Here is a 24155-nt window from a genome sequence, read left to right as displayed (position 1 = left end):
TCGCGGCCTTCGTCGCCCTCCACTTGAGCACGGGCGAACTATTTGTTGTACCGCCATGCGTTACATGGCGGATCGGGTTGAAACTGCCTCTTTATGCCTCTACGAAATCAGTGCGCAGTGTGATGGCCTCCCATGCGTCGATCTCCTCGACGACCTGATCGATTTTGCTTCGTGCGCGACGCAGAGCATCGCTTCCCAGCAGGAGATGAAGAGGAGGGTTGTCAGAGTTCACGAGTTCCAGGATCGCCTCCGCGGCCAAGACCGGATCGCCGGCCTGCCGGCCATCGGCAGCGTCAAAGGCCGCCGAACTTTTCCCGATTGTTTCAGCGTAGGCTTCACCGGCGGCGTCGCTCTTGCGGATTGAGTGGGCCGACAGGAAATCGGTTCGGAAGGCACCCGGAGCGACCGCGGTGACTTTAATGCCAAAAGGCTTGACCTCCGAGGCAAGACCTGCGGACATGCCCTCAAGGGCTGCCTTGGCGGCGGAGTACATCGCGGTCCCGACACCGGGCGCGCGGCCTGCGACGGACGTTATATTGATGATGTGACCACGTCCCTGCGCTCTCAGATATGGCAGGGAAGCCTTGATGATGCGAAATGGGGCGAAGACGTCGACGGCGAAAAGTCTTGTGACATCCTCGTTGGCGGCCATCTCGAGCGCGCCAAGCAGGCCGTAACCGGCGTTATTGACGACGATATCAATCTGACCCGCGATCTCAAACGCCTGGCGGGTGACAGTCTCCGCGGTCCCACCATCGCTCAGGTCGGCTGAAAGAACGTGCAAACGACCCGAACCGTCCTCTACCGGCCGATCGGTTCCCCGGACCGTGCCAATGACAGTATCGCCCTTTGCCAGCGCTGCCTCGGCCAGCGCTTTTCCAAGCCCGCGTGAAATGCCGGTAATGAACCAAGTGGTCATGAAATGCTCCTTTGCTTTCGGTAGGAAGGAGCTTGCCACACCGCCTGGCGCTGTATAATCCGCAAAAAAGTAAATGTCCTTGTTAGGTGGACTTAACAATGCAAGACATGTTGGCAGACAGGCTCCCGGCGGGGAACGACTACAACCAAATGCGCGCTTTCATCGCCGTTGCCGAATACTTGAGTTTCAGCCGTGCCGCTGAGGTGCTCGGCGTATCGCCGTCGGCACTCAGCCAGATGATCCGCAGCTTCGAGAAGCGGGTCGGAATGCGCCTTCTTCACCGAACGACGCGCAACGTGTCATTGACGGAGGTTGGCGAGAACCTCTTCCGACGGGTGCGACCGGCGGCGTTCGAACTGGGGGACGCCCTCGCACAGACAAGGATTGCTGGCGAGCGGCCGGCAGGCACTGTCCGTGTGCACGCGTTCCGCTCGGCCGCGCAGAAGCATATCCAACCAATCCTCAAGAGCTTTGCCGAACGCTATCCCGACATCGTGCTGGACATCACGATCGATGATGAGACGGTTGACATTGTGGCTGGCGGCTATGATGTCGCGGTGAGGATCGGCGAGGTCATCGAACGAGATATGGTCGCCGTCCGTCTGGGGCCCGAATTGCGGCAACTGGCTGTCGCGACACCCGACTATTTCAGCCAGCATGGTCGCCCCGAGCATCCACGTGACCTTGTCCACCACCGATGCGTACGGTGGCGCTGGCCTGGACATCAGGCGCCCTATGCCTGGGAATTCTTCGAAAACGACGCGTGGTTCAGCGTCGCCGTCAACGGTCCCCTCATCTTGAGCGACAAGGAGACGGCGTTGAATGCTGCGCTTCAAGGGGTAGGAATAGGATTTGCGGTCGAGGACACGGTAGCGGATTATATTGGGCAAGGGCGGCTAGTCAGTTGCCTCGAAGCTTGGTCCGCACCGTTCCCGGGTTGGTTTGTTTGCTACCCGCAGCAGCGGCAGATGGCGCCTGCCCTGCGAGCGTTCATTGATGCCGTCAGATCAGGTCCCGATGCTGGCCTATCACGAGAAGCAAAGGTTGTCGTTTGAGCGAACGGACGAGTTTGCGCGCCTCTTCGACGTGCGACCGCCGTCGAGTGAAGGTAACGCAGACGCATATTGGAAGTCGATCGCTTCAATCTTCTCTATGCTCTAACGGCCGGATGACCACTTCGAACCGAAAGCAGACGACCGCAGCGTCCGCAATCTCAAATACCGAGACTTGATGACCATGCCTAGGAGCCTAGATTTCGACTATGGGCATCTTCGACGTCGGGGACGGCACGCACCGAAAGGATTTGAAGCAGGGTCTGCGCCGGATCGAACGAGCCGACGGCCGGCAAGCATTTTTGCTACAGGCCGCGTTTGCTCTTGTCGATATCGCTATCCTCGCCTTCTTCATCTTGGGGCCATACCTCCGTTCAGGCCCCTCTTATCTCATTATCGATTACGCTATCGCTGTTTGGATCGCAGTGGAAATGATCGCCCGCGCGATTGCGGCGCCATCCATTCGCCAATGGATCCTTCGCCCAATGACGTGGATTGACGTGGTCGTCCTGGCAACCCTCGCCTTCCCGGATTTGCTGTTTAATTTCGCGTTCCTCAGAGTCCTTCGACTTTGGGCGATCGGTCGAAGTCCGCTGATCAAGGAAGCTCTCAGCAGGGCGGGCTACGTTCATCTTCTCGATGTTGTGAGAGCGATCATCAACTTCATGGTATTCCTCTTCCTTATCACCGGCTTCGTCTATACCTCGTTCTTCTACGACAAAGTTGGGGGAGAAGGGTTCGTCGACGCGCTTTATTTCACGGTCGCGACCGTGACGACGACGGGCTTCGGAGATATCACGCTTCCCGGCACTGTTGGAAAGCTCACATCCGTCGTAACGATGATCGTTGGCATCTCGCTGTTCGTCCGACTGGCCCAGGCGGTGGTCCGACCCCATAAGGTCACATATGCCTGCCACCGATGTGGACTACTGCGACATGACGCGGACGCCGTTCACTGCAAGGCCTGCGGCGAAATCCTAAACATTCCTGACGAGGGCTCGTAAGGCTGCAGGCGATCCAGAGCATCCGATGGCGACTGCGGAATCGAAAAGCGGATACGCCACGGCGAAATTCGACTTTTCTGTAGGTCGGTTATACACCGGAAGGTGTTGGGCCCACCGCAATCAATAGGCTGGCTTCAGTTCTCGAAGCGGTTTGTTTTGCGCCACTCCTCGTACTCTCCGCGGGCATCGTCATGCAGTGGATAGTAGCGCTGCAACGACCCACCCTCCATAAGCTTCATTCGCGAGAACTCCTCCCAATCGTGATGCTTTTGCGATTCCTCGATCACCTTCGAGGCCATTGCGACTGGAAGCACGACCACCCCGTCGTCGTCTGCGACGATGATGTCACCGGGGATTACAGTGACACCACCACAGGCAATCGGGACGTTGACGGCATTGGGATAGATGCTGGTCTGCACATGATAGTTGGGCGTCCAGCCGCGCAGCCATAGGGAGAGATCTAGCTTCTCGACATTGGGCCGATCGCGCATGCACCCATCGATCACGATGCCGGCGCCGCCTCTGCCCTTGAAATACGTCGACATCATATCGCCGAAGACGCCCGAACTCATGTCGCCGCGGGCGTCGACCACGACCACATCGCCCTCTTGCGCGTGATAGAGCACGTGGCGGTGCAACTGAGTCTCGGGATCGGCATATTCTCCCTCGCTGAAGAGGTCCGGTCGCTGCGGCAAGAATTGAAGCGTCAGGGCCGGCCCGACGATCGATTTCCCGCGGTTCTGCGACACGGGACCGACCATGTGCGGATTGCGGAAGCCCATGTGGCCAAGTGTGCCGGCAACCGTCGCGGCGCCGATTTCCTTCAGTGCGTCGATCAGCTCCTTGGGCGGTCGCGTAATGTCGGGCGTATGCGTCATTTTAGACTCCGGTGGATGAAACTACCAGTTTGTGACAGAACCGTCGCGGCGCTTCAGGTGAGGCGCTTCCCAGAAACGAAAGCTCTCCGCCTTGACCGCCTCTTCGTTGACCTCGACACCGAGCCCCGGCAGATCGCTGACCGGGTAGTTGGGGCCGTCGAGGCGTGGCTGCACGGGGAAGAAGTCGGAACTATCGAAGCCCAGCTTTGCTTCGGGAGCCCTGGTCTCGAGCCAAGCGAAATTCGGCACCGCTGCGGCGAGGTGGATGGTTGCGGCCGTGCAGACTGGCCCGAGGGGATTGTGGGGCATCAGGTCCACATAGTGCGCCTCGCTCCAACCCGCGACCTTCATCGCTTCGGTGAGCCCGCCCACATTACAAACATCGAGCCGGTTGAACTGATGGATGCCACGCTCGATGTAGGGCAGGAATTGCCACTTGCTGGCAAATTCCTCGCCTATGGCGAACGGGATGTCGGTCATCGTGCGCAGGGATTCGTAGGCCCCGGGTGTCTCGTCTCGTATCGCCTCCTCGAGGAAATCCAGCACGCCACGGCCGAGCTTGTTACTGAAGCTCGCCGCCTCGGCCACCGACAGCCGATGATGATAGTCGATGCCGAGGACGACGTCGTTGCCCAGCGCCTCGCGCGCCTTGTTCAGCATGGTTGCTGTGGGCCCAATCGACTCGCGCGGCTCAAAGATGTCCTTGCTGCTTTGCCCGATGGGGAAGAAGCGGATCACCTGCCACCCTTGCGCGCGTAGCTCGCGAGCTCGTTCAATGGCAACGTCGCCCTCGGCTTCATCTCCGGTCGAGGCGAAGGTAGGAATGCGGTCGCGCTGCTTGCCGCCCAGCAGTTCGTAGACCGGCACCCCCAACGCCTTGCCTTTGATGTCGTGAAGGGCAATGTCGATTGCGGAAATCGCCGCCTGCAGAACGCGCCCGCCTTCGAAGTATTGGCTGCGGTAGAGTTCCTGCCAGATCCGACCAATCTGCATCGGGTCGCGGCCGATGAGAAACTCGCGAAAGTGCTCGATCGCGCCGGCCACGGCCATCTCGCGACCGCTTAAGCCGCTCTCGCCCCAGCCGAAGAGGCCGTTGTCGGTCTCGACCTTGACCAGCATTTGGTTACGCGTTCCGACCCATACCGGATAGGGCTTGATCCTCGTAATTTTAAGCTTCGTGGTCATCCACGCCCTCGTTTCACACGCATCCGCTTGGTCTCAGTTGGCCTTGAGGGCCATTTCTGTTTCACCGTCGAACAGATGCATCCGCTCCTGATCGAATTCAAGCCAAATCTGTTCATCGGGCGCGACGGCGATGGTCGGCGGCACGCTGACATTGACGATGGCGCCGGACAGAAACGCTTGAACGAAGGTGACATCTCCGGTCGGCTCTACCGTGTAGGCCTTGGCAGGGACGCTTCCGGGCATCGCACTCTTGTGCAGCTTGATTGTCGAGTGACGTGCGCCGAGCACGACTTTCCTGGTTTTGGCCCTTTCGACCTTCCGGGCGTTATTTGGCGAGAGCTCGAGACGCCAGCCCTCCGCGCTGGTCAACACAGTGTTTCCGCTTGCCGTTGATGCCTCTAGCGGAACAAGGCTCATTGCCGGGCTGCCGACGAAGCTGGCGACGAACATGTTGACCGGGTGGGCAAAGACCTGCGCCGGCGAATCGTATTGCTGCAGGTAGCCGCCGTTCATCACCGCCATCCTGTCGGCCATGGTTACCGCTTCGAGCTGGTCGTGCGTCACGTAGATGATCGTCGCCTTGAGGTCCTGGTGAAAACGCTTGATCTCCGACCGCATCTGCACGCGCAGCTTTGCGTCGAGGTTGGAGAGTGGTTCATCCATCAGAAATACCGCCGGATCGCGAACAAGGGCACGGCCCAGGGCCACGCGCTGCTGTTGCCCGCCCGAAAGTTCGCGTGGCTTGCGCTCGAGCAGCTGCGTCATGTCGAGCACTCGCGCTGCTTCCTTGACCTTCTTGTCGATCTCGTCCCTTGGCAGTTTGCGCATCTGCAGCGGGAACGCGAGATTCTTGTAGACCGATTTCTGCGGATAGAGCGCGTAGTTCTGGAACACCATTGCGATATCCCGGTCCTTGGGATCCAGGTGGTTGACCACCCGGTCGCCGATGACGATGTCGCCAGATGTGATGGGGATGAGCCCCGCCACAAGATTGAGCGTGGTTGTCTTGCCGCAGCCTGACGGGCCGACAAGCGCAACGAATTCGCCGTCGTTGACCGTCAGCGAAACATTGTTGACAGCTTTGAAGCTGCCATAGGTCTTGACCAGATCTTTGAGGACCACGTGGGCCAACGGCAACTCCCCTAGTGCTTGACTGCGCCTTCCGTGAGGGCACGTACGAAGTATCGTTGCAGGACGAGAAACAGGACTACGACAGGCACGCTCATCATGAAGCTGGCCGCCATCAGGCCCGGAAAGTCCGTCGTATTCTCCGAGAAGAAGCGCTGGATGCCGACCGGTAGCGTCAACTGCTCGTTTTTGGAGAGGAAGGTGTAGGCGTAGATGTACTCGTTCCATGCGCCGATGAAGGAATAGATCGCCGTGGCAATGATTCCTGGCGCCGAGAGCGGCATCACGATCAGGACAAAGGCCTGGAACCGCGTTGCGCCGTCGATGCGCGCCGCCTGCTCGAGTTGCACCGGGATGTTGTCATAGAAGCCCTTGAGGAGCCAGATTGCCAGCGGCAGGCCGAATGTGAGGTAGGTGAGGATGAGCGACCCATGCGTGTTTACCAGCCCGATCGCGCGCATCAGGATGAAGAGCGGCACGAGAAAGATCACTGCCGGGAACATGTTGCGAAGCAAGACGGCGAAGAACAGAAAGTTCCGCCCCGGGAAGGTAAAGCGTGAAAACGCGTAGGCCGCAGGAACTGCCACGATCACCGAAAGGATGGTCGTGGCGGTCGAGACGAAAAGGCTGTTCCAGAAGAAGCGCAGGAAGTCCTGGCCGACGCTGTTTTGCGGATCGAGCAGCTTCTGGTAGCTGGCGAGCGTGGGTTGGTCCGGCCACCATTGCGGCGGGAATTGCATGGCCGCGAAGCCGGACTTGATCGAGGTGATCAGCATCCAGATCATCGGTAATGCAGTGTAGAGCAGCATGAACACAAGGAAGATGCGTCCGCCCCACCGCCATCCATCGATGCGCATGCGGCGACGCCCCTGGTCTCGATGAGGAGTCTCGGCAATCGTGCTCATTCGCTCGCATCCCTCTGCTCGTTGCCGCTCAGCGCACGGACGTAGAAGTAACCGAGCGACATCAAGATCAGGAACAGCAGCACCGAATAGGCCGATGCCACTCCCCAGCGCTGGCGGCCGAAGGCGAGCTCATAAATGTGGGTGATCCAGATATGCGAGGCGTTCGACGGCCCGCCGCCGGTCATGATCCAGGGGATGATGAACGAATTGAAGTTGGCCACGGCAAGCAGAAGGATCGTCACCGTCGAGACGTTTCTCAAGTGCGGAAAGGTGACGTGCCAGAATCGCTGCCATGCATTGGCCCCGTCCACCTTTGCGGCGCGCAGCAACTGGTCGGGAACCGTCTGCAGGCCAGCCATCATCATGATCATGGCAAACGGAAACTCTCGCCAGATATTGACGACGATCAGCGAGGGCAGCACGGTGCTGACGCTGTCGATGAAATTCGGCGGCCGGTCCGCCAATCCGAGGCCGACCAGCACCGCGCCAATGATCCCAAAGTCCGAATGGTAGATCCACTTCCAGATGTAGGACGCGGCGACCGCGCTGATGACCCAGGGAATGATCAGGACGGCGCGCAGGATGCCACGGCCGATAAAGTCACGATGGAGCGCCAAGGCGCAGGCAAACCCCAGGACAAATGAGATGAAAGTGGACCCGATCGTCCAGATAAGAGTGTTCGAGGTGACCTTCCAGAACACCGGACTTGTGAGGATGGCGATGTAGTTGTCGATGCCGACAAAAATCTTGTCCCGGAGCTGCAGGCCGGGAGGCGTATTAAAAAACGAAAGCTCGATCGTGTAGTAGATAGGGTAGGCTATGACGATGAGCATCACGGCGATCGCCGGAAGCACGTACGCGTAGTCAGCGCGATGCTCCCAGATCTTTTGCAGCACGCCTGGCCTATCGGGTTGCAGTCTTCGGCGAGTCTCGGCCTTGCCAGTCAAGATCGTCACTGTGCGGTGCCCTTGTTCGTCGGAACAAACCGGCTGCGATCGGGGCGCAGCCGGTCAGATCTTCAGGCTTGGACTAGAGTCCGCCGTCCATCAGGTCTTTTACCTTCTTGGCTGCGTCGTCCGCTGCCTGGTCGACCGTCATGGCTCCGGTCAGGGCATTCTGCAGCATGTCCGGGACGATGATGTTCATGATCTCGGGGGACTGCGGCAGTGCCGGGAACGGGATACCGTATGGCAGCATCGAGGTCGTGACATCGAGGAATTTGATGCTGTCCAGACGTTCCTTCATCCATTTGGTCTTGAAGCCGTTAAGGTTTCCCGGGTTCGAGCCGGCATAGGCCATCTTCAACGACCATTCGGGGCTCGTCCACATGCAGATGATAGCCTTTGCAGCCGGCTCGTCTACCTTGCCGCCCTCGACATATTCGGGCTTCAGGATGTGAATGTTGGAACCGCCAAACACGACGGCGCGCTTGCCGTCCGGGCCAGTCGGAATCAGGCCGTAGCGCATGTTGTCGATGACCGTCTGCGCCTTGACCTTGTCCGTGTCCGTCGCCTTTTTCTGCAGGTCGAGCATGACGTTGTAGTCGGACGGGTGCGAGATCATCATGCCGAGCTGGCCAGCGAGGAAGAGGGGCTGGTTGTCGGCCTGCTGGTTGGTGAGCGCCGAAACCGGAACCGACTTGTCGCGAACGTACATGTCGTAGGAGGCTTGCAATGCCGCCTTGCTCTGCGGGCTATTGAGCTCGACTTCCTTGTAGGCCGGGCTCGCGGTTGCTTCGTCGAAGACGCCACCACCATAGGCCCACAGCTGCGGCATGAAGCGGTACGGCGTATTGCCGGCATTCTTGCGAGCCACGAGGCCGTAACCTGATATGCCGAGCTTGTCGTGGATCTGCTTAGAATACTTGACGACATCGTCCCAGGTTGCCGGAGCCTTCTCCGGATCGAGGCCTGCGCGCTTGAAGACGTCGGCGTTCCAGATGAACGCCATCGTCTCGTTGTTGGTGGGAATGCCGTAGGTCACCCCATCCCAGGTCACGGCCTTCATTGCGCCTGGCCAGAAATCCTCGGTCGAATATCCAACGTCCTCGGGTTTCAGTGGCTGCAAATAGCCCTTGGAGGCGAACTCGGTGCCACCCAGGATTTGCAGGCGGACCGCCATCGGCGCTGCATTGCCAAGGAGCGCGGTCCGGAACTTGTCCAGCAGGTCATTATAGGTGAGGGCTTGTTCCTCAAGCTGGATGTTTGGGTAGGTTTTGCGGAAGGTCTCGAAGAATTCCTTGTAATACTGGCGCAAGAGATCGGGGTCGCCCTCGAACACGCCTTGATACCAGAAAGTCAGTCGTCCCTTGTAATCGAGCGGGGTGACCTTGGCGCAATCGGCCGCCGTGTCGAAGTTCTCTGTGCCGGCAATGGAGCGCACATATTGCGGCGACCACTGGCTCAAGTCGACCGACGCACCCAGCGCCGACGCGGACATCAACGATACCATCAAAGCAGTGGAGACAGTGCCGCGCAGGACGGCACCTCCGAGTGAAATCCTCGTCATAGGCATCCTCCAGGTTCTCCCATGCCGCTCTGCCTCGAGGCGAGCGGTCTTTGCTCGCCGGCTGGGCGTTGCCGCCAATGTATCCGTTCGAGCTGATTATACGTTTTCAGATCATAGATTGCCTGTCAATCGGAGAAATCGTACATTGTTTGTGGAAAGATCGCGTGATATCCGAGCAATCTATGTATTGATTGGAGACAGTCTTGGCCGAAACGAGCGATTTTAAAGCACAGCCACCCGATGGGATCGACGCTATCGGGGCCTCCAGCGAGGGCGCCTCGCTTTATCAACTGATCAGGGATGACATCATCGAAGGGCGGCTCGCTGCCAACGAACGGCTTGTCGTCACTGATCTCGCCCGGCGCCATGGCACCTCGACCAACCCAGTGCGCGAGGCTCTGCAACTGTTGCGCGGCGAAGGTTTTGTTACCTTCGTTCCTAACCGCGGAGCGCGTGTCCGGCCTATTGATCAGGACTTTGTTCGAGACATCTACGAGATAGGAGTCTTGATCGAGCCGGCACTGACGCGATGGTTCGTGAGTATGGCCACCGTCGAGGACATTGCTGAACTCGAACGCATCCAAGGGTTGATTGAAGAGAACGACTTCGCCGATACGGTCAGGCACAGCGAGCTGGACACCGCCTTCCACACCGTAATGTACCAGAGGCACTACAACCGCCACGCAGCCGAGCTTTGGTGGAAGCATCGCGAAGTGCTTCGAGCCGTGAGCCGGCGTTTCGACTTCACGCTCGCTCGGCGCGCCGCGATCCTTCGCGAGCATCGCGAGCTCATCGAGCATGTAAAAGCGGGAGACGCGAACGAGGCAGGCGAACTCATTGCACGCCATGTCGAAGGCTCCGGCCGGCACATCCTAGAACACATGCGTGCGCGTAACGCCGCTCGGGCAGGATAAAATACCTGGCCCCGCAACATCGCTATCCCGACCACTTCTGACAAAGGCAGTTGATATGAAAATCACCAGCGTTCGGCCGTGGCTAATCAAGTCCGATGCTTCTTATTGGGGAGAGTTTCTGTTCGTCGAGGTGACGACCGACGCGGGGGTGAGCGGCTGGGGCGAGATCACCACCACGACAAGGCTCGCCAATCGCGCCCTCTGTACGATCCTGCGGCAGATCGGCGCCGCTGTGACGGGCGAGGACCCGGCGCGTATCGAGTACCTGTGGCACAAGATATTCCGCAGCTTCACCTACATGGGCAGTCGCGGCGCCGCAGTCGAATGCGTCAGCGCCATCGACATCGCTCTTTGGGACATCCGAGGAAAAGTCCTGGATAAGCCGATTTACGAGCTGTTGGGTGGGCCGCTACGCGATGAGATCGCGCTCTACACCCACCCGAACCAGGCTAAGTTTACCAGCAAAGAGGCTGTGGTCCGCGAAATTCGAGACATCGTCGAGTCTGGCCACACTGCGCTCAAGTTCGATCCCTTCCCCCACCAAGGCCGCACCGCCGATGGACTGCCTCGCGAACAGCGGGACGGCTACCTCGATGGCAGCATGACCCGCAAGGATGAGCGCGAAGCCGCCGAACTCACGGCTCTCATCCGCGAAACGGCGGGCCCTGATGTCGACATCCTCATCGATGCGCATGGCCGGTTCGACGTCCCGACCGCCATTCGACTTTGTCGGAGCCTCGAGGAAGCTGGTCAGATCGACTGGTTCGAGGAGCCCTGTCCGCCGGAGAGCCTCAACGCGCTGAGACAGGTCCGTGAGAAGGTCAGTGCCGCTATCTCGTGGGGGGAGCGCGGTCACACGAAGTGGGATTTCGTGCCGGTGCTCGAAGACAAGCTCGCTGACTACATTATGCCTGATGTCACCTGGACCGGCGGCATTACTGAACTCAAGAAGATTTCTGCCCTGTGCGAAGCCTACTACATCCCGGTCTCGCCGCATGACGCGGCAGGGCCGATCAACGTGGTTGCAGGAGCACAGGTGATGATGACCGTTCCTAACTTCTACAAACTCGAAACGTCGGAGTGGAACCTTGGCAAATACGATCACCTCATCGACCGGCCGCTCGATGTTTCGAACGGCAGTCTCAAGCTTACGCCCAAGCCTGGTCTCGGCGTTGAGATGAACCGCGACTACCTTCAAAACCATGAGATAGAGCTGGACTAACTAGCAACGCACCACGCCGCCCCAGCGCGCGCGGCGATGAGCCCCGCCCACCAAAACGAGGATAAATCATGCCAGAGGCAGATGGAGCCGACGAGGCGCTCAATCGGGTGAACATGTATTCCAAGCCGTCCGACCTTCGCATCACCGACATGCGGGTAGCGGAAATTGTCGGGGCGCCGTTCACCTCAGTGCTGCTTAAGATTTACACCAACCAGGGCATCGTCGGGCTTGGCGAGGTGCGCGACGGCGCCAGCGCCACTTACGCGCTGATGCTGAAGAGCCGGTTGCTTGGCGAGAACCCTTGCAACATCGATCGGCTGTTTCGCCGGATCAAGCAGTTCGGCGGGCACGGTCGGCAAGGCGGCGGCGTATCGGCGGTTGAAATCGCGTTGTGGGATCTTGCCGGCAAGGCCTATGGCGTCCCGGTTTACCAGATGCTCGGAGGTCGGTTTCGAGACAAAGTGCGCGTCTACTGCGATACCGACGCCACCGTGCCGAGCGGCACCGAGACCGGAAAGCGCCTCAAGCAGCGCATGGAGCTCGGCTTCACTTTCCTCAAGATGGATTTGGGACTGATGCAGATTGCGGATGTGCCCGGTGCGGTCGTGTTTCCTGCCGGCTCACTGGAAGGATACCGCGACCATCCCAGTCGTGGGCCATTGAAGACCATCGAAGAGCGGCGTGTGCGCAACGCTGCGTACGATTTGCATAACGTCCAGCACCCGTTTACCGGCCTCCACTTTTCAGACAAGGGCCTCGACCTGCTGGAGCAATACATCGCTGAGGTTCGCGAGGTCATCGGCATGGATGTGCCGCTCGCCATCGACCATATCGGCCATATCTCGATGCAGAACGGCATTCGCCTTGCCCGGCGAATTGAAAAATACGTGCCAGCCTGGCTCGAGGATGTGATCCCATGGCAGTATACCGAGCAATATCGCCAACTGCAGGACGCCACCACGGTGCCGATCTGCACTGGTGAAGACATATACCTCAAGGAGGGCTTCGAGCCTCTGCTCAACAGCGGCGGCGTCGCCGTCATCCACCCGGACCTGCTCACCAGCGGGGGCATCCTCGAGACCAAGAAGATCGGCGACATGGCGCAGGACAAGGGTGTCGCCATGGCCATCCACATGGCGGAAAGTCCAATCGCTGCGATGGCCGCGGCACATGTCGCGACCGCGACCGAAAACTTCATGGCGCTTGAATACCATTCCGCCGATGTCGACTGGTGGGACGATATCGTCACGGGCCTTCCCAAGCCGCTGGTGAAGAACGGCTTCATCACAGTTCCCGACAAGCCCGGCCTGGGGATTGACGACGTTGTCGATGAGGTGATCTCGCAGCATCTGCAACCGGGTGTCACCGGCATTTGGCAGCCGACGGATCGCTGGGACGATGAATATTCCTGGGATCGCACCTGGAGCTGAGGCAAAAAGGAAAACGAAGATGAAGATCACCGATCTCCGCTGCGCCGTTATCGGGAAACACCCGATCGTCCGCATCGTTACGGACGAGGGCCTCTATGGCTTGGGTGAAGTCGAATTCACCAAATCCTATCTCAAGCCCTGGGTGCTGCATTTCCGCGAGGCGCTGGTCGGCGAGGATCCGACCGACGTCGAGAGAGTAATGCTGAAGATCCGCCAACGCGGCTCTTTCAAGCCGTACGGCGCGGCGGTGAGCGCTATTGAACATGCGCTTTGGGACATTGCGGGCAAGGCCGCGGGCGTGCCCGTCTATAAGCTGCTCGGCGGCAAGGTGCGGGACAAGGTGCGCGTCTACAACGGCTCGATTCGCCAGAAACGCACGGGCGATCGGCCGGAGGATTACGCCGCTGACGTCAAGTGGATGATGGAGCAGCCGCAGAACTTCTTCATGATCAAACAAGGCATCTCGTTCCACTCCAACATGAAGGACACCATCGAGGGCTTCCACTACGGCGTGACGCAGAAGAAGGCCGGCTATCACGGTGCCATGGACCAGGGCGTTATCAGCGAACGCGGTTTCAATCACATGCTCGACTGCGTGATCGCGATGAAGGAAGTGCTGGGCGACAAAGTCAGTCTGGCGCTCGACTGCGGCCCGGGCTGGATGCTCCCCGATGCGATCAAATTCGCTCGCGCGGTCGAAAAATACAATTTGATGTGGCTCGAGGATATGCTGACAGGCGACTACGTGCCGTGGGTCAATCCGCAGGCCTATCGGGAACTGACCACTTCCACCTCTACGCCAATCCACACCGGAGAGCAGATCTACCTGCGGCACAATTTCAAGGAACTGATCGAGACGCAGGCGGTGCGCGTCATCGGCCCCGATCCAGCCGATATTGGCGGCATTGCAGAGCTCAAATGGGTCGCCGAGCACGCCTACATGCACTCGATCCTCATGGCACCGCACGGCACCGCCAACGGCCTGCTGGGCCTCGGCGCGTTGATCAATGTCTGCGCTACGCTGCCGGCAAATTACGTCGCCTTCGAATATCCGAGCGCCTCCGACCCCTGGTGGGAGGATCTGGTAATCGGCTTGCCGCCGCAGATCGTGAAGGACAGCATGGTGGACCTACTGGAAGCGCCGGGCCTGGGGCTCGATATCGACGCCGAAAGGGCCAGGAGATATCTCAGAGAGGAAGATTCGGGGTTCTTCGACTGAACCTCACTCCACAGGCGCTGAGGCCAAACGCAAAAAGCGTCCTCGACGCGTATGCGTGAGGAGCTTTCTACGAGGCGACTTGAATGGGCAACTGCCGGCGAGGCGGCGTCGAAAGCGGTGATGCGGCATAGGTCGGAGCGCTACCCCCGGGTACCGCCCCCCTGTTTCGACATTCGAATTCCTTGGACGCCACAAATACTACCCTATGGGTCCCGACATCCTGCCAGCTTATCAACGCGACGCTCGAGGGATGGTGGTGCGTCTGCAAGAGCCGGCACGCACTCAAGACCGGATATCCACGAGCCACATGCAAAACGCTCTTCTGCTGGCATTTTTCGACCCATAATCCGGGCAATACTCCGATGTTCAGCCCCCATGATGCGCTGGCGGAATCCATCGGATTGCCGGCCCTGTCTGATTGAAATCCAACTGTCACTCCGGTCTGACCCCTGCACACTTCACCGGCGAGAGCGGCGATTGGATAGCATCCTGGCGGAGTACCGAATGAAGGATGCACTATTCCGATCGTATCCAGATAGCCTTTTCCTTTGCGATCAAGCTCCTGGCCCTGCCCGAGCGCTCAAGGTGTCTGGCCTTATTGCGATTTCACCAGTCCCGAGAAACCGGCGACAGCCAGAAGGCTGAGCGCCCAGCCGATCACCGACTGGAAGAAATAGTACCTCAAAGTGAAGGTGCCGGTTGGTTTCAGGGAGTCCGGCCGCCAGTACTCCTTTTGTCCGATCGACGCCACCGGCAGGAGAACATCAAGCGAATACATCAATGCATTGAATTCCGGGTAGCTGGCTGCCTCCGGCTGATTGCGAAAGCAGGTCAGTTGGTTCTGCCCGACTTCGGCACGTCCGCTCAGATCCTGTCCCGCAGATGGCATGAAGCGGGTTTCGGTTCGTTGTAGATCGCACATCGTCCATTCGGGCGAGCGCAGCACAACCGGGCTATTCGGTTTCATCGCGCCACTTCCGTAGGCAATCGCAAAGACCCCAGCGCCAATCGCCCAGAAGAGCATCAGCCAGACCAGCGCCAGAAGTGGCTGCCGCCCGTAGCGCAGCGTCACCGCAAGGATGGCGTCCATAACCGCCAGGACGACCCTCAAGGCCGGGTTCTTGGCACGCGCTCGACGTGCCTTTCGCTGCAGCCGCTCCTTGGTGATGAGGACAGCGCGGGCTTCCTCGTCATGGCCCATTTCCCTAAGGACCTTCGACAGCTGCTCATAGGGTTGAGGCCAGAAGTCCGCCCCCCAGCGTTCAGGCGTTTGGCGTGCAAGCCAGTCAAGGCGGCTTTCCGCGTCCGCAGGACCACCGATAAAAGCGCCGTACTGGCAACGGTTCAAAAGCAGGTCACCGGTTTTCGGCCAACTCGCCATCTCGTCATCAATTGCACCGATCGTCGTGGCTGTCAGGTCGAGTGTGCCCTCGACCGATGCGTTTTGCCGCAAAAAGAATGCGCCGTCGATCGTGGTTCGATTGAGCCGCAATGCATAGCCCCCCGGCTGCGAAAGTGAGGCCGACGTGCAATCAATGTCGCCACCAAAACGCGCACCGAGCAAACGTGTCTCGCCGACAATGATTGCCCCTCTTAGGGCGAGGTCGCCTGCCGCCACAATCCCGTCACCGTTCAGGACGACTTCTCCCGGCCGCTCCAGGCGAGCCCCGACCGCATTGACGTCACCACCAAGACGGACGGCAGAAAGATTGAGACCACCACGCACATCGGCACCACGCAGCAGAATGCCCCCACTGGTTTCCAGTCCATCGGCGTCGAGCGCGATGCCGTCCGGCGAAGCAATCGAGACGCCATCCGCTTCAATGCTGCCGCCGATACGCGCGCCGGGGAGCCGGATTTCGCCAGTTACGATCGCGGCACGAAGCGAGAGGCAGCCCCGTGCTTCGAGCCTATCAGCCTGCAATCCGGGCAAGGCTGAGCCATCCAGGAACAGATTGTCGATAATCGCGGAGCGCAATATCGGCGAGGCTTCGAAATGGCAGTCCTTGAGGCCAATGTCGCGGGGAATTCTGCATCCCTCGAGGTCGAGGATACCGGTGATCCACGCTCCGGTCAGCCTTAGCCCTTTTTCATGGAGACGGTATTCATCGTTGCCGAGAATGAGATACCGCAAAAGCTCCGCCCGCACCGTTCGCTCGGGATCTTCGTCTCCCGGGCGCAGGCCGTCGCCTAAACGGTCGAAGTCGCCCATCTGCAGATGTGCAACCACCTTTTCTTCTGCCACGCTGAGCGGGCGATAGTCAGCAAGGCTTAGTGCGGCGGGAACGGCAGATACCGATTGCGAGGCTTTCTCGTTCATGAAATCGGCATCCGTTTGGATCCGGCTACATCTATTAATCCGACACAGCGTTGCAGGGGAGCAAACCTACGCGATTTGCGCATCATCCGATCGACTTGAGATGTCTGAAAATTCATAGGATCGTTCCCTCCAGCACGATGTCTACGCTAATCCCCGCCGGTGGGCGTGTCGCCAATCAAATGGGCGTTCCGACGTGGCACAGAGCATGTTCCGCACGTAAGCCTTGTGCCAGCGTGATTGATTTCGCCGTTTTGGATACGGGTCAAGAGATGGCACAAAAATGCGCTCCGATGCGGCGGCATATCGGACCACAGGCATAGTTTCTGGATTCAGTGCCGATCACAGTCCGATGCAGCCGATGCTAATGTGTTGCCAAGACCGACCAAAACTCGCGGATCGACATCGCCGCGCGAGTAGATGCATGAACTTAAACCTGCCGACCCGGAATGCGCGCTACCACTCCACCTGAACCCGTTGAAAGCCTGCGCGATGCCAGACGACCAAGCAACATCCCAACCGCGCCGATCAGGATTGCCACAGGGCGTGGTCCTTCTCGCAAGCTTCCTGTTTGTGGTCTGGCTGGTGGTCAATTCATCGGTTGAAGCCCCGATCGTGGCCGTGGGCGCTCTGGTATCTTTCGTCTTGGCATCGATCTTCGTGCGCCGCGGCGATGCCTGGAAGATCACGGTAACGCCAACCAAGGTTCTGCATTTCATTGCCTATACCGGCGTTTTCCTCGTCGAGTTGGTAAAGGCAAATATGAACATGCTGCGCTATGTCTACGCGCCGCGCATTGTTGTTCGTCCGGGGATCGTCAAGGTCAGGATGCCACTCACATCGCCGATCGGTCGGCTGGTCCTTGCCAATTCGATCGCGCTTACGCCCGGCTCGCTTGTCATGGATCTTAGAGGTGACGCCCTCTTCGTTCATTGGCTTGACGTAAAGACCACCGACCCGGAAGAAGCGACGCGGATGATCATCGGTCCCTTTGAGAAGCACCTGGGGGCGGTATTTGGCTGAAATCATCCTGCAGATTGCCGTGGTCCTGATCTTCTTCAGCATCGTCTTTGGCGTGCTGCGGCTAATCATCGGCCGGACGGCGATCGATCGGGTAGTGGCGATCGACATGCTGACCGTAGTGACTATCTCGTTGATAGCGCTCTACGCCCACATATCAGGACGCTTTGTCTATATCGACGTTGCACTTGTCTACGGACTGCTGAGCTTTCTGGCGGTTCTTGCCATTGCTCGTTTCCTGGAAAAGGGGCCGTAACCGCCATGCTCGAGATGCTCATCCTGTTGGTGTGCGGGAGCATTCTGGTGAGCGGAGTGCTGGCCGTCTTGCTGAGCAATCTCATGGCGGCGATGGTCAGCGCGGGTCTGGCAAGCCTGTTTGCGGCCGCGTCCTATGTGCTCTTGGCCGCGCCCGATGTCGCCATGGCCGAGGCAGCGATCGGCTCGGGCCTGGCGACGCTGATCTTCCTTTACGCGATCCGCAAGACCAGAGGCGCAGGAGCGGTTGATGAGTGAGCTGGTCGGCAGTCTGACGATCCTCGTTGGGGCGTTCTTCCTCTTTTCCGCGGGTATCGGGCTGCTGCGCATGCCTGATGTCTTCACCCGCATTCAAGCGGGCACCAAAGCCTCGACCTTGGGCAATATTCTCGTTCTTGCCGGACTTGGCATCTATCATCCGGACTGGTCGTTGAAGCTTTTGATCATCGCCTACTTCGTGCTGATGACCAATCCGCTGTCGTCACATGCGCTGTCGCGGGCGGCGCACGCAATCCGCACACCGATGGCGGCGGCGACCGTCGTTGATGCCCTGCGCGACGAGAACGACCGCGCTGGCAAAGAGGGCTCGGCATGAGGCGCGTATTTGGCCTGCTCTGCGTGCTGATATTCGGCGTCATCTTTGCTTCACTCGTGAGCGATTATGACGAGCGCCAGACGCTCTCGGCGCTGGCAGTTCACTATCTGACCGAGGTGCCCGCCGATCTTGGCGCGCCAAACGTCGTGACCGGAATCCTGATTACCTTTCGCGGGTTTGATACGCTCGGCGAAGTCGCGGTGCTGTTCATGGTGGCGGCAAGTGTGGGCTTGCTTCTTGCAGGCGAAGCGGCCGAGAAGGCAGCTTTCGGCAACCGCGGATCCGATGGCACCGACCGTCCGAGCGAACTGGTGCGCAACGGTGCAGAGGTGGTCCTTCCGCTAATCTTCCTGTTCGGTGCCTATGTTATCATGAATGGCCACCTATCGGCCGGCGGTGGTTTTCAGGGGGGCGCAGTCGTCGCCTCCGGTGTCATGCTTCTACTGCTCGCCTATCCCTCCGGATCGATCAATCACGGCTTTCTCAGCACAACGGAATCGCTTGCAGGTGTGTTCTACGTCCTGATCGGCATCGTCGGTATTGCCTTCGGCAGCGGTTTTCTTGACAGCCATATTCTACCGCGCGGCAATTTTGGGACGCTGTTCAGCGCCGGAGCTATCCCCCTGATTTCGGCTCTACTGGGCATCAAGGTCGGCGCGGAATTGAGTGTCATTATAGACCGGTTTCGCAGTTAGGTGAGGTGGGAAGCGCCATGGGGCTGCCGATATCACACATACTTCTAGCCACCGGATTTCTTCTCATCCTTATTGGTTTCTGGGGGATGCTGAGGCACCGCAACATCCTTCGCATCATCATCGGTTTTTCGCTGATCGACACAGGCATGCACATCGTCCTCGTGGCGACCGGCTATGTCACCGGCGGGACGGCGCCGATTATCGACGAGGCGCTCAGCGCTTCAGACGCGGCCAAGCACGCCGTCGATCCGATTCCGGCCGCGCTCGTCGTGACGGCCATTGTCATCGGCTTTTCGGTGACCGCAATCATGCTGTCCTTCGCGATCCGACTCCACGCCGTGAGGAAAACACTCTCGATTGACGCGCTGACGGAGTCCAAATGGTAGACAGCCTTCTGCAGCCGCTGAATATTTTCTTGCTTGGCATTGGCGGAGGATTTCTCATCCCCCTGCTCTACCGTATCGCCAAGCCATTGCCGGCGGTTGGTTTCGTCGTGGCGATGCTGGGAATGACCGTCATTTCATGCGTCTGCCTTTGGCGAATCCACAACGGCGAGCCGACCTTCGAGATCCTGACAGCTGGCAGCGTGCCACCGTTCTCGATCAATTTGCGGTTTGGTCCGTGGGAGGGTTTTTTCTCTGTTTGCGTCAATGTCGTCGCGCTTCTTGGCGCCTGGCATCTCTGGGAGCGGCTGCGCTTAAACTATTCGGCACTTCTGCTGTACCTGATCCTGATCATGGGCATCAACGGGATGGTAATGACCCGCGACCTGTTCAACCAGTTCGTGTTCCTGGAGATCATGTCGATCGGGACCTACGGGCTTCTTGGATTGGAGCGGACCCCGGCAGCGCTTGCGGCCAGCTTCAAGTACATCATGGCGACGGTGCTCGCCTCCTCGTTCTTTCTTTTGGGTGCCGGACTCCTCTATCATGTGACCGGTACACTCAATATCGACGAGATGGTCACCAACCGGGCGGCGATATCCGGGCCGATCGGGGCGACTGCGCTGCTGTTCGTGCTTGCCTGTCTCGTACTCGAGCTCAAGCCGTTCCCTGCCAACGGTTGGGGGCTCGACGTCTACGAGACGGCCCACAGCGGCATCGCGGCACTTTCCTCCGTCGCAGTGTCGGCCGGCGTGTTCTTCGCTCTTTTCAAGCTGCTGCCGCTCTTTGAAGATCAGCTGGGCATTCTCGCGGTGTCGGGCGGCGTCACCTTCCTGTTCTCCAATCTCGTTGGGCTGAGGCAGACAAGCGTGCAACGAATGCTCGGCTACTCCTCGATCGCACAAATGGGGCTGCTCGTGCTGGCGCTTGCGCTGCTCCACCACCTCGAGGCCGCGCAGTCGCTGCCGCTGGTTGTCGGCGGCCTTTTCGTCAATCATCTACTGGCCAAGGCCGGCCTGTTTTGGCTTGCCGGAATCGTCGGGCGCACCGAGGTCGACGGGTGGTCCGACATTGCCGGAAATCGTCTTTTGCTCTCGATCCTTGCAGTGTTCTTGGTCGCTATTTCCGGGCTGCCGCCCTTCCCAGGGTTCTGGGCGAAATGGGAACTCGTAATGCAAGCTGCAGCTGGGGAGCGATCTGTCTGGATCGCTGTCATCCTGGTCGGATCGCTGCTTGAGGCAGCCTATATGTTCCGCTGGTTCAAACAGGCGACACGCCCGCCGTCGAGCGCGAAAGACACCAGCTCTCCGACAGGAAACCCTGCCTCGCTCGAGCTTTCTCCATTCAGGTTGTTTCCGGTGGTGGCCAGCGCTGTTTTGCTGTTTGTGAGCGGCACCGTGGCGGCGGCTCTTGCGGGCGCAGCGTCCCCATGGCTTGTCGCGCCCCTTTGTGTCGGTGGCCTGCTTTGCCTTCTCGATGGGCTTCCGGGTAGGATCAAGTGCGTATTGATGCTGGCGGCGGTGCTGGTTGTCGGATCGTGGATCGCTGCCGACCTCGAAGGTTTGCCCCGACTGTTTGCTGCACTTCTTGTTGCTGGCGGCGTGGTGATTGCTTTTGCCAGCCTCTATCGCACCGATCCTCGCCGGGGCTTCTATCCAATGATGGCGATCCTGCTTTTGTCGATCGCCGGTCTGTTGCGCGCCGCTACCAGCCTGGAGTTCTTCTTCCACTGGGAAATCATCACTCTCTCTTCCTATTTCCTGATCGCTCAGCGGCCCGGTGCTCACTCCTACGTGTTGCAGTTCCTGCTTTTTTCCCTGGTATCGGCCTTTTGCCTGCTGGCAGGCTTTGGCGTTGCCACCGATGCCAACCGCAGCACCGCGCTTTCGGCTTTCGCTACCGCTGGCCCGGATGCGGCCCGTGCCTTCATGTTCCTCGCGATCGGCTTTCTCATCAAGGCCGGCGCGGTTGGCGTTCATGTCTGGCTGCCTGGCGCCTATGCCGAGGCTGACGACGACCTGTCGGCAATGCTTTCCGCCGTGATCAGCAAGGTTGCGGTCTTCGGGCTGTTCATGGTGACATACCTCGCCATTCGCTCTGACGTCGGGCTCGAAATGGCGCACGTGATGGGTTGGATCGGACTACTGACGACCGTCGCTGGTGCCGTTATGGCGTTCCAGCAAACCGATCTGAAACGAATGCTCGGCTATTCCAGCATGAGTCAGATTGGCTACATCATCACGGCGATAGCGTTGATGAGCCATCTCGGTTGGGTCACGGCGTTCTACCTTGTTGCCAATCATCTGATGGTCAAGGGTGTCCTCTTTCTTGCAGCCGCAGCCGTCATTCTGCGAACCGGTACCCGATTGTTCGATGAGCTCGGTGGCCTCGCCAGGGAAATGCCTCTCACCTTTGCTTGCGTGATTGTTGCCCTTGTCTCGATGTCCGGCCTACCCCCACTTGCCGGCTTCGGCGGCAAGTGGCTGCTGCTAAGCGCAATGATCGACCGGGGTTGGTACGGTCTCGCGATCGTTGCCGTCCTCGCGACCTTCATCGGTTTCTTGTACATGTTCAGATTTGGCTATTCGATCTTCCTTGGTCCAAGAAGCCCCGCAGCTGAGGCTGTGGCGGAGGCGCCCTTGCCGCTCTTGGCCGCGCAATTCGTTCTAGTTCTCGCAATTGTCTTGCTGTCGTTCTTTCCGAAGCTGGCAATGGATCCGGTGTCTGCGGCGATCGATCCTTATTTCGCCTCGACTCTGATCTGGCAGGGGATGTCGCTTGAGACCATCTATGGTTACTGGAATCCTGTCCCCATCATGGCAGTCACTGTCGCGATCACAGCGGTTCTTTTAGGGGGCTTCCTATTGGTCTATCGAACCGGGCGCGGGCGCTCCATTCCCGTCAGCACAACGCATTTTTATGACTTCTATCGATCGGCGTTTGCACCGCTCGTTACCCCAATTGCAAACTTTATCTGGGATGGAATCTGCGATCTGACGATCGGCGCGGCGGGAGTAGTGCGAAGGGTCTACACGGGCAACGGCCAGACATACGCGCTCTATGTGCTCTATTATGCAATCGCGATCTATCTGCTGGGGACGTTCAGGCTTCTTCCAGCTTGATGTCCGACAGCGGCCCAACAATCTTGGCCCCTGTCATCGCTATTGGCCGGCCGCCTGTGCGATCCCACCCAGAATGCGGCTCGGAAGGAAAATTATCAGTGATGCAGCGCCCTCGATCACCGATGCGCCGTCAGCCAGCATTGTCTGGCTAGCCGGCGCTTGGTCTTCTCTGAGAATACTGCGCATCAAGGCATCGTTGTTGACCACGTCCATCAGCGTCGGTGAACTGGCAAAGACACTATGCCTGCCACCATCGATGTCAGAGACATCGATAACCGCGATCTCTCTCTTTTGAAGGGTAGCAACCTCGGAGCCGCTGCCGACACGCGGGTGACCACCCGCCAATCGCCGGGAAAATCCGAGAGCGCGATCGCGCTGTGAGACTATGATTGCAAATGGTCGAGGGATGTCACCAATGTCGTCAATCTGGCTCAGGAAGACGTCGACATCGATATCAGGTGCGGCGAGAACGACGCCACCCAGCCGCTTCAACGTGCTGGTACGCCCCCTGAGGGCCAGATCGCGCAACGCTTCCGTGACGACATAGGCGCCCATGGAATGACCAACCAGGATGATTCTCGTTGCATTGGTCTCTGCGGCGATCTCGATCGTCTCGGCAAGTCCTCGCCGGCCAACGAGGGCACTGTCACGATCGAAGACGTAAAGCGGGATCGACGCTCCTGACGGCCAGGCGTAATGCAGCGAGACCGACTTGATATTGTAGTCGTAGCTGATCTGGGCGTTGCGGAAGACGCTGTCGGCGAAGTTGTTGTTGTATCCGTGAACGAAGATGAAAATCTCGCGATTTTCCGGTGCCCGCTGCGCGAGCGCGACATTCAGCTGCCTGATGAAGTCCTGCCGCTCGGCAATCGGCTGATAGGTCCGTGCTGAAAAGTGCCTGCTTGGATCAGGAGCACGGCCGCTTTTCTCGACGCGGCCGGCAACGTGGTTTTGTGGTATGCCAATGTCGAGTTTCGCAAAATTCAACGTCTTCGATCGCTCGGCCGAATACGGCAGCGAAAGATTGTCGGATCGGGCGCGGGTAGTCGCGACGTAGATAGGAACGATTGCCCGCGGTTCTGCTCCTGTCGATGATGACGTGGGAAGGCCAAGCACGGCGCGTGGTCCGCCACAGCCGACGAGAGCCAACAGGATGATCACAATGACGGACAATCGAATTGAGGACACGGGCTCGACCTAATTCCCTGGCAAGCTGCTAAAATCGTTCAACAACAAAGACAATCGGCTGGATCGTTCACCCTGGCCACACGCATGAGGCGAAGCACTTCCTTGTTCTAAGCTATCCGCGGCGGGTGCGGTAGACGAATTCCAGCTGTTGCTCGCAGCATCCAGATTTTCGTGTCGTTCCGGCGACAGAATGATGCGGAAAATCTTTGCGCCGAT

General features: G+C 59.1%; 22 protein-coding genes. 13 read left to right on the top strand and 9 right to left on the bottom strand.

Annotated elements, in window-relative coordinates; all coding sequences use genetic code 11:
- Window positions 1-91 precede the first annotated feature (91 nt).
- Window positions 92-919 (bottom strand): SDR family NAD(P)-dependent oxidoreductase, encoded by an 828-nt coding sequence (locus FHT77_RS12980; protein ID WP_183755416.1) that lies wholly within the window; start codon window positions 917-919, stop codon window positions 92-94.
- 98 nt (window positions 920-1017) lie between these two features.
- On the opposite strand from FHT77_RS12980, the gene FHT77_RS12975 reads away from it, so the two are divergent.
- Together FHT77_RS12975 and FHT77_RS12970 are read left to right on the top strand one after the other, a co-directional pair.
- Window positions 1018-1974, top strand: a complete 957-nt coding sequence (locus tag FHT77_RS12975) for a LysR family transcriptional regulator (protein WP_183755415.1) — start codon at window positions 1018-1020, stop codon at window positions 1972-1974.
- Between the two features lie 206 nt (window positions 1975-2180).
- A complete protein-coding gene (locus FHT77_RS12970; RefSeq protein ID WP_183755414.1) occupies window positions 2181-2975 on the top strand; it encodes an ion channel in 795 nt (264 codons plus the stop codon).
- Window positions 2976-3109: 134 nt separating this feature from the next.
- Here the strand turns inward: FHT77_RS12970 and FHT77_RS12965 are convergent, their stop codons facing one another.
- The 6 genes from FHT77_RS12965 to FHT77_RS12940 all read right to left on the bottom strand — a co-directional run bounded on the left by FHT77_RS12965 (window position 3110) and on the right by FHT77_RS12940 (window position 9579).
- On the bottom strand, window positions 3110-3853 hold the full coding sequence (locus FHT77_RS12965; RefSeq protein WP_183755413.1) for a ribonuclease activity regulator RraA: 744 nt from the start codon (window positions 3851-3853) through the stop codon (window positions 3110-3112).
- A gap of 21 nt (window positions 3854-3874) precedes the next feature.
- Window positions 3875-5038, bottom strand: a complete 1164-nt coding sequence (locus FHT77_RS12960; protein WP_183755412.1) for a mandelate racemase/muconate lactonizing enzyme family protein — start codon at window positions 5036-5038, stop codon at window positions 3875-3877.
- 33 nt (window positions 5039-5071) lie between these two features.
- On the bottom strand, window positions 5072-6169 hold the full coding sequence (locus tag FHT77_RS12955) for an ABC transporter ATP-binding protein (RefSeq protein ID WP_183755411.1): 1098 nt from the start codon (window positions 6167-6169) through the stop codon (window positions 5072-5074).
- A gap of 11 nt (window positions 6170-6180) precedes the next feature.
- The gene (locus FHT77_RS12950; protein WP_112660778.1) at window positions 6181-7071 is read right to left on the bottom strand and encodes a carbohydrate ABC transporter permease; all 891 of its coding nucleotides are present in this window, start codon (window positions 7069-7071) and stop codon (window positions 6181-6183) included.
- Entirely contained in the window at window positions 7068-8027 is a 960-nt protein-coding gene (locus FHT77_RS12945) for a carbohydrate ABC transporter permease (protein WP_183755410.1), read from the bottom strand. Before FHT77_RS12945 ends, FHT77_RS12950 begins: the two co-directional genes overlap by 4 nt.
- A 73-nt stretch (window positions 8028-8100) precedes the next feature.
- Complete coding sequence (locus FHT77_RS12940; protein ID WP_183755409.1) at window positions 8101-9579, bottom strand: sugar ABC transporter substrate-binding protein; 1479 nt, start codon at window positions 9577-9579, stop codon at window positions 8101-8103.
- Between the two features lie 203 nt (window positions 9580-9782).
- On the opposite strand from FHT77_RS12940, the gene FHT77_RS12935 reads away from it, so the two are divergent.
- The 4 genes from FHT77_RS12935 (at window position 9783) to FHT77_RS12920 (ending at window position 14364) form a co-directional block, all read left to right on the top strand.
- The gene (locus FHT77_RS12935) at window positions 9783-10493 is read left to right on the top strand and encodes a GntR family transcriptional regulator (protein ID WP_183755408.1); all 711 of its coding nucleotides are present in this window, start codon (window positions 9783-9785) and stop codon (window positions 10491-10493) included.
- 55 nt (window positions 10494-10548) lie between these two features.
- A complete protein-coding gene (locus FHT77_RS12930) occupies window positions 10549-11715 on the top strand; it encodes a mandelate racemase/muconate lactonizing enzyme family protein (protein ID WP_183755407.1) in 1167 nt (388 codons plus the stop codon).
- Between the two features lie 68 nt (window positions 11716-11783).
- Entirely contained in the window at window positions 11784-13145 is a 1362-nt protein-coding gene (locus FHT77_RS12925; RefSeq protein WP_183755406.1) for a mandelate racemase/muconate lactonizing enzyme family protein, read from the top strand.
- A 19-nt stretch (window positions 13146-13164) separates the two neighbouring features.
- Entirely contained in the window at window positions 13165-14364 is a 1200-nt protein-coding gene (locus FHT77_RS12920) for a mandelate racemase/muconate lactonizing enzyme family protein (protein WP_183755405.1), read from the top strand.
- Between the two features lie 595 nt (window positions 14365-14959).
- Here FHT77_RS12920 and FHT77_RS12915 read toward each other — a convergent pair.
- Complete coding sequence (locus FHT77_RS12915) at window positions 14960-16684, bottom strand: hypothetical protein (protein WP_183755404.1); 1725 nt, start codon at window positions 16682-16684, stop codon at window positions 14960-14962.
- 489 nt (window positions 16685-17173) lie between these two features.
- Here FHT77_RS12915 and FHT77_RS12910 point away from each other — a divergent pair, with 489 nt between their 5' ends.
- Genes FHT77_RS12910 through FHT77_RS12880 form a run of 7 tightly spaced genes read left to right on the top strand, consistent with a single transcriptional unit; the run spans window position 17174 to window position 22751 of the window.
- Window positions 17174-17704 (top strand): Na+/H+ antiporter subunit E, encoded by a 531-nt coding sequence (locus tag FHT77_RS12910; RefSeq protein WP_246719820.1) that lies wholly within the window; start codon window positions 17174-17176, stop codon window positions 17702-17704.
- On the top strand, window positions 17697-17957 hold the full coding sequence (locus FHT77_RS12905) for a monovalent cation/H+ antiporter complex subunit F (protein ID WP_183755403.1): 261 nt from the start codon (window positions 17697-17699) through the stop codon (window positions 17955-17957). Before FHT77_RS12910 ends, FHT77_RS12905 begins: the two co-directional genes overlap by 8 nt.
- A gap of 5 nt (window positions 17958-17962) precedes the next feature.
- A complete protein-coding gene (locus tag FHT77_RS12900; protein ID WP_183755402.1) occupies window positions 17963-18214 on the top strand; it encodes a hydrogenase subunit MbhD domain-containing protein in 252 nt (83 codons plus the stop codon).
- Entirely contained in the window at window positions 18207-18551 is a 345-nt protein-coding gene (gene mnhG, locus FHT77_RS12895) for a monovalent cation/H(+) antiporter subunit G (protein WP_183755401.1), read from the top strand. Before FHT77_RS12900 ends, mnhG begins: the two co-directional genes overlap by 8 nt.
- The gene (gene mbhE, locus FHT77_RS12890) at window positions 18548-19246 is read left to right on the top strand and encodes a hydrogen gas-evolving membrane-bound hydrogenase subunit E (RefSeq protein ID WP_183755400.1); all 699 of its coding nucleotides are present in this window, start codon (window positions 18548-18550) and stop codon (window positions 19244-19246) included. Before mnhG ends, mbhE begins: the two co-directional genes overlap by 4 nt.
- Window positions 19247-19263: 17 nt before the next feature.
- Window positions 19264-19632, top strand: coding sequence for a sodium:proton antiporter (locus tag FHT77_RS12885; RefSeq protein WP_183755399.1), 369 nt, complete (start codon window positions 19264-19266; stop codon window positions 19630-19632).
- A complete protein-coding gene (locus FHT77_RS12880; RefSeq protein WP_183755398.1) occupies window positions 19626-22751 on the top strand; it encodes a complex I subunit 5 family protein in 3126 nt (1041 codons plus the stop codon). Before FHT77_RS12885 ends, FHT77_RS12880 begins: the two co-directional genes overlap by 7 nt.
- Before the next feature lie 39 nt (window positions 22752-22790).
- Here FHT77_RS12880 and FHT77_RS12875 read toward each other — a convergent pair whose 3' ends face one another.
- Window positions 22791-23939 carry an alpha/beta fold hydrolase gene (locus FHT77_RS12875; protein ID WP_312859746.1) on the bottom strand — a complete coding sequence of 383 codons (1149 nt, stop codon included), beginning with the start codon at window positions 23937-23939 and terminating at the stop codon, window positions 22791-22793.
- Window positions 23940-24155 lie beyond the last annotated feature (216 nt).

Origin of the sequence: Rhizobium sp. BK181 (assembly GCF_014193305.1) — a bacterium.
Taxonomy (GTDB): Bacteria; Pseudomonadota; Alphaproteobacteria; order Rhizobiales; family Rhizobiaceae; genus Rhizobium.
Note: the sequence above shows the minus strand (reverse complement) of the source record. Positions and strands in the feature narration are given on the sequence as shown.

Excerpts from the sequence above, each read along its gene's own strand:
- FHT77_RS12980 (WP_183755416.1), bottom strand. The coding sequence starts at position 919 with ATGACCACTTGGTTCATTACCGGCATTTCACGCGGGCTTGGAAAAGCG.
- FHT77_RS12975 (WP_183755415.1), top strand. The coding sequence starts at position 1,018 with ATGCAAGACATGTTGGCAGACAGGCTCCCGGCGGGGAACGACTACAAC.
- FHT77_RS12970 (WP_183755414.1), top strand. The coding sequence starts at position 2,181 with ATGGGCATCTTCGACGTCGGGGACGGCACGCACCGAAAGGATTTGAAG.
- FHT77_RS12965 (WP_183755413.1), bottom strand. The coding sequence starts at position 3,853 with ATGACGCATACGCCCGACATTACGCGACCGCCCAAGGAGCTGATCGAC.
- FHT77_RS12960 (WP_183755412.1), bottom strand. The coding sequence starts at position 5,038 with ATGACCACGAAGCTTAAAATTACGAGGATCAAGCCCTATCCGGTATGG.
- FHT77_RS12950 (WP_112660778.1), bottom strand. The coding sequence starts at position 7,071 with ATGAGCACGATTGCCGAGACTCCTCATCGAGACCAGGGGCGTCGCCGC.
- FHT77_RS12940 (WP_183755409.1), bottom strand. The coding sequence starts at position 9,579 with ATGACGAGGATTTCACTCGGAGGTGCCGTCCTGCGCGGCACTGTCTCC.
- FHT77_RS12930 (WP_183755407.1), top strand. The coding sequence starts at position 10,549 with ATGAAAATCACCAGCGTTCGGCCGTGGCTAATCAAGTCCGATGCTTCT.
- FHT77_RS12925 (WP_183755406.1), top strand. The coding sequence starts at position 11,784 with ATGCCAGAGGCAGATGGAGCCGACGAGGCGCTCAATCGGGTGAACATG.
- FHT77_RS12920 (WP_183755405.1), top strand. The coding sequence starts at position 13,165 with ATGAAGATCACCGATCTCCGCTGCGCCGTTATCGGGAAACACCCGATC.
- FHT77_RS12915 (WP_183755404.1), bottom strand. The coding sequence starts at position 16,684 with ATGAACGAGAAAGCCTCGCAATCGGTATCTGCCGTTCCCGCCGCACTA.
- FHT77_RS12910 (WP_246719820.1), top strand. The coding sequence starts at position 17,174 with ATGCCAGACGACCAAGCAACATCCCAACCGCGCCGATCAGGATTGCCA.
- FHT77_RS12900 (WP_183755402.1), top strand. The coding sequence starts at position 17,963 with ATGCTCGAGATGCTCATCCTGTTGGTGTGCGGGAGCATTCTGGTGAGC.
- mnhG (WP_183755401.1), top strand. The coding sequence starts at position 18,207 with ATGAGTGAGCTGGTCGGCAGTCTGACGATCCTCGTTGGGGCGTTCTTC.
- mbhE (WP_183755400.1), top strand. The coding sequence starts at position 18,548 with ATGAGGCGCGTATTTGGCCTGCTCTGCGTGCTGATATTCGGCGTCATC.
- FHT77_RS12885 (WP_183755399.1), top strand. The coding sequence starts at position 19,264 with ATGGGGCTGCCGATATCACACATACTTCTAGCCACCGGATTTCTTCTC.
- FHT77_RS12880 (WP_183755398.1), top strand. The coding sequence starts at position 19,626 with ATGGTAGACAGCCTTCTGCAGCCGCTGAATATTTTCTTGCTTGGCATT.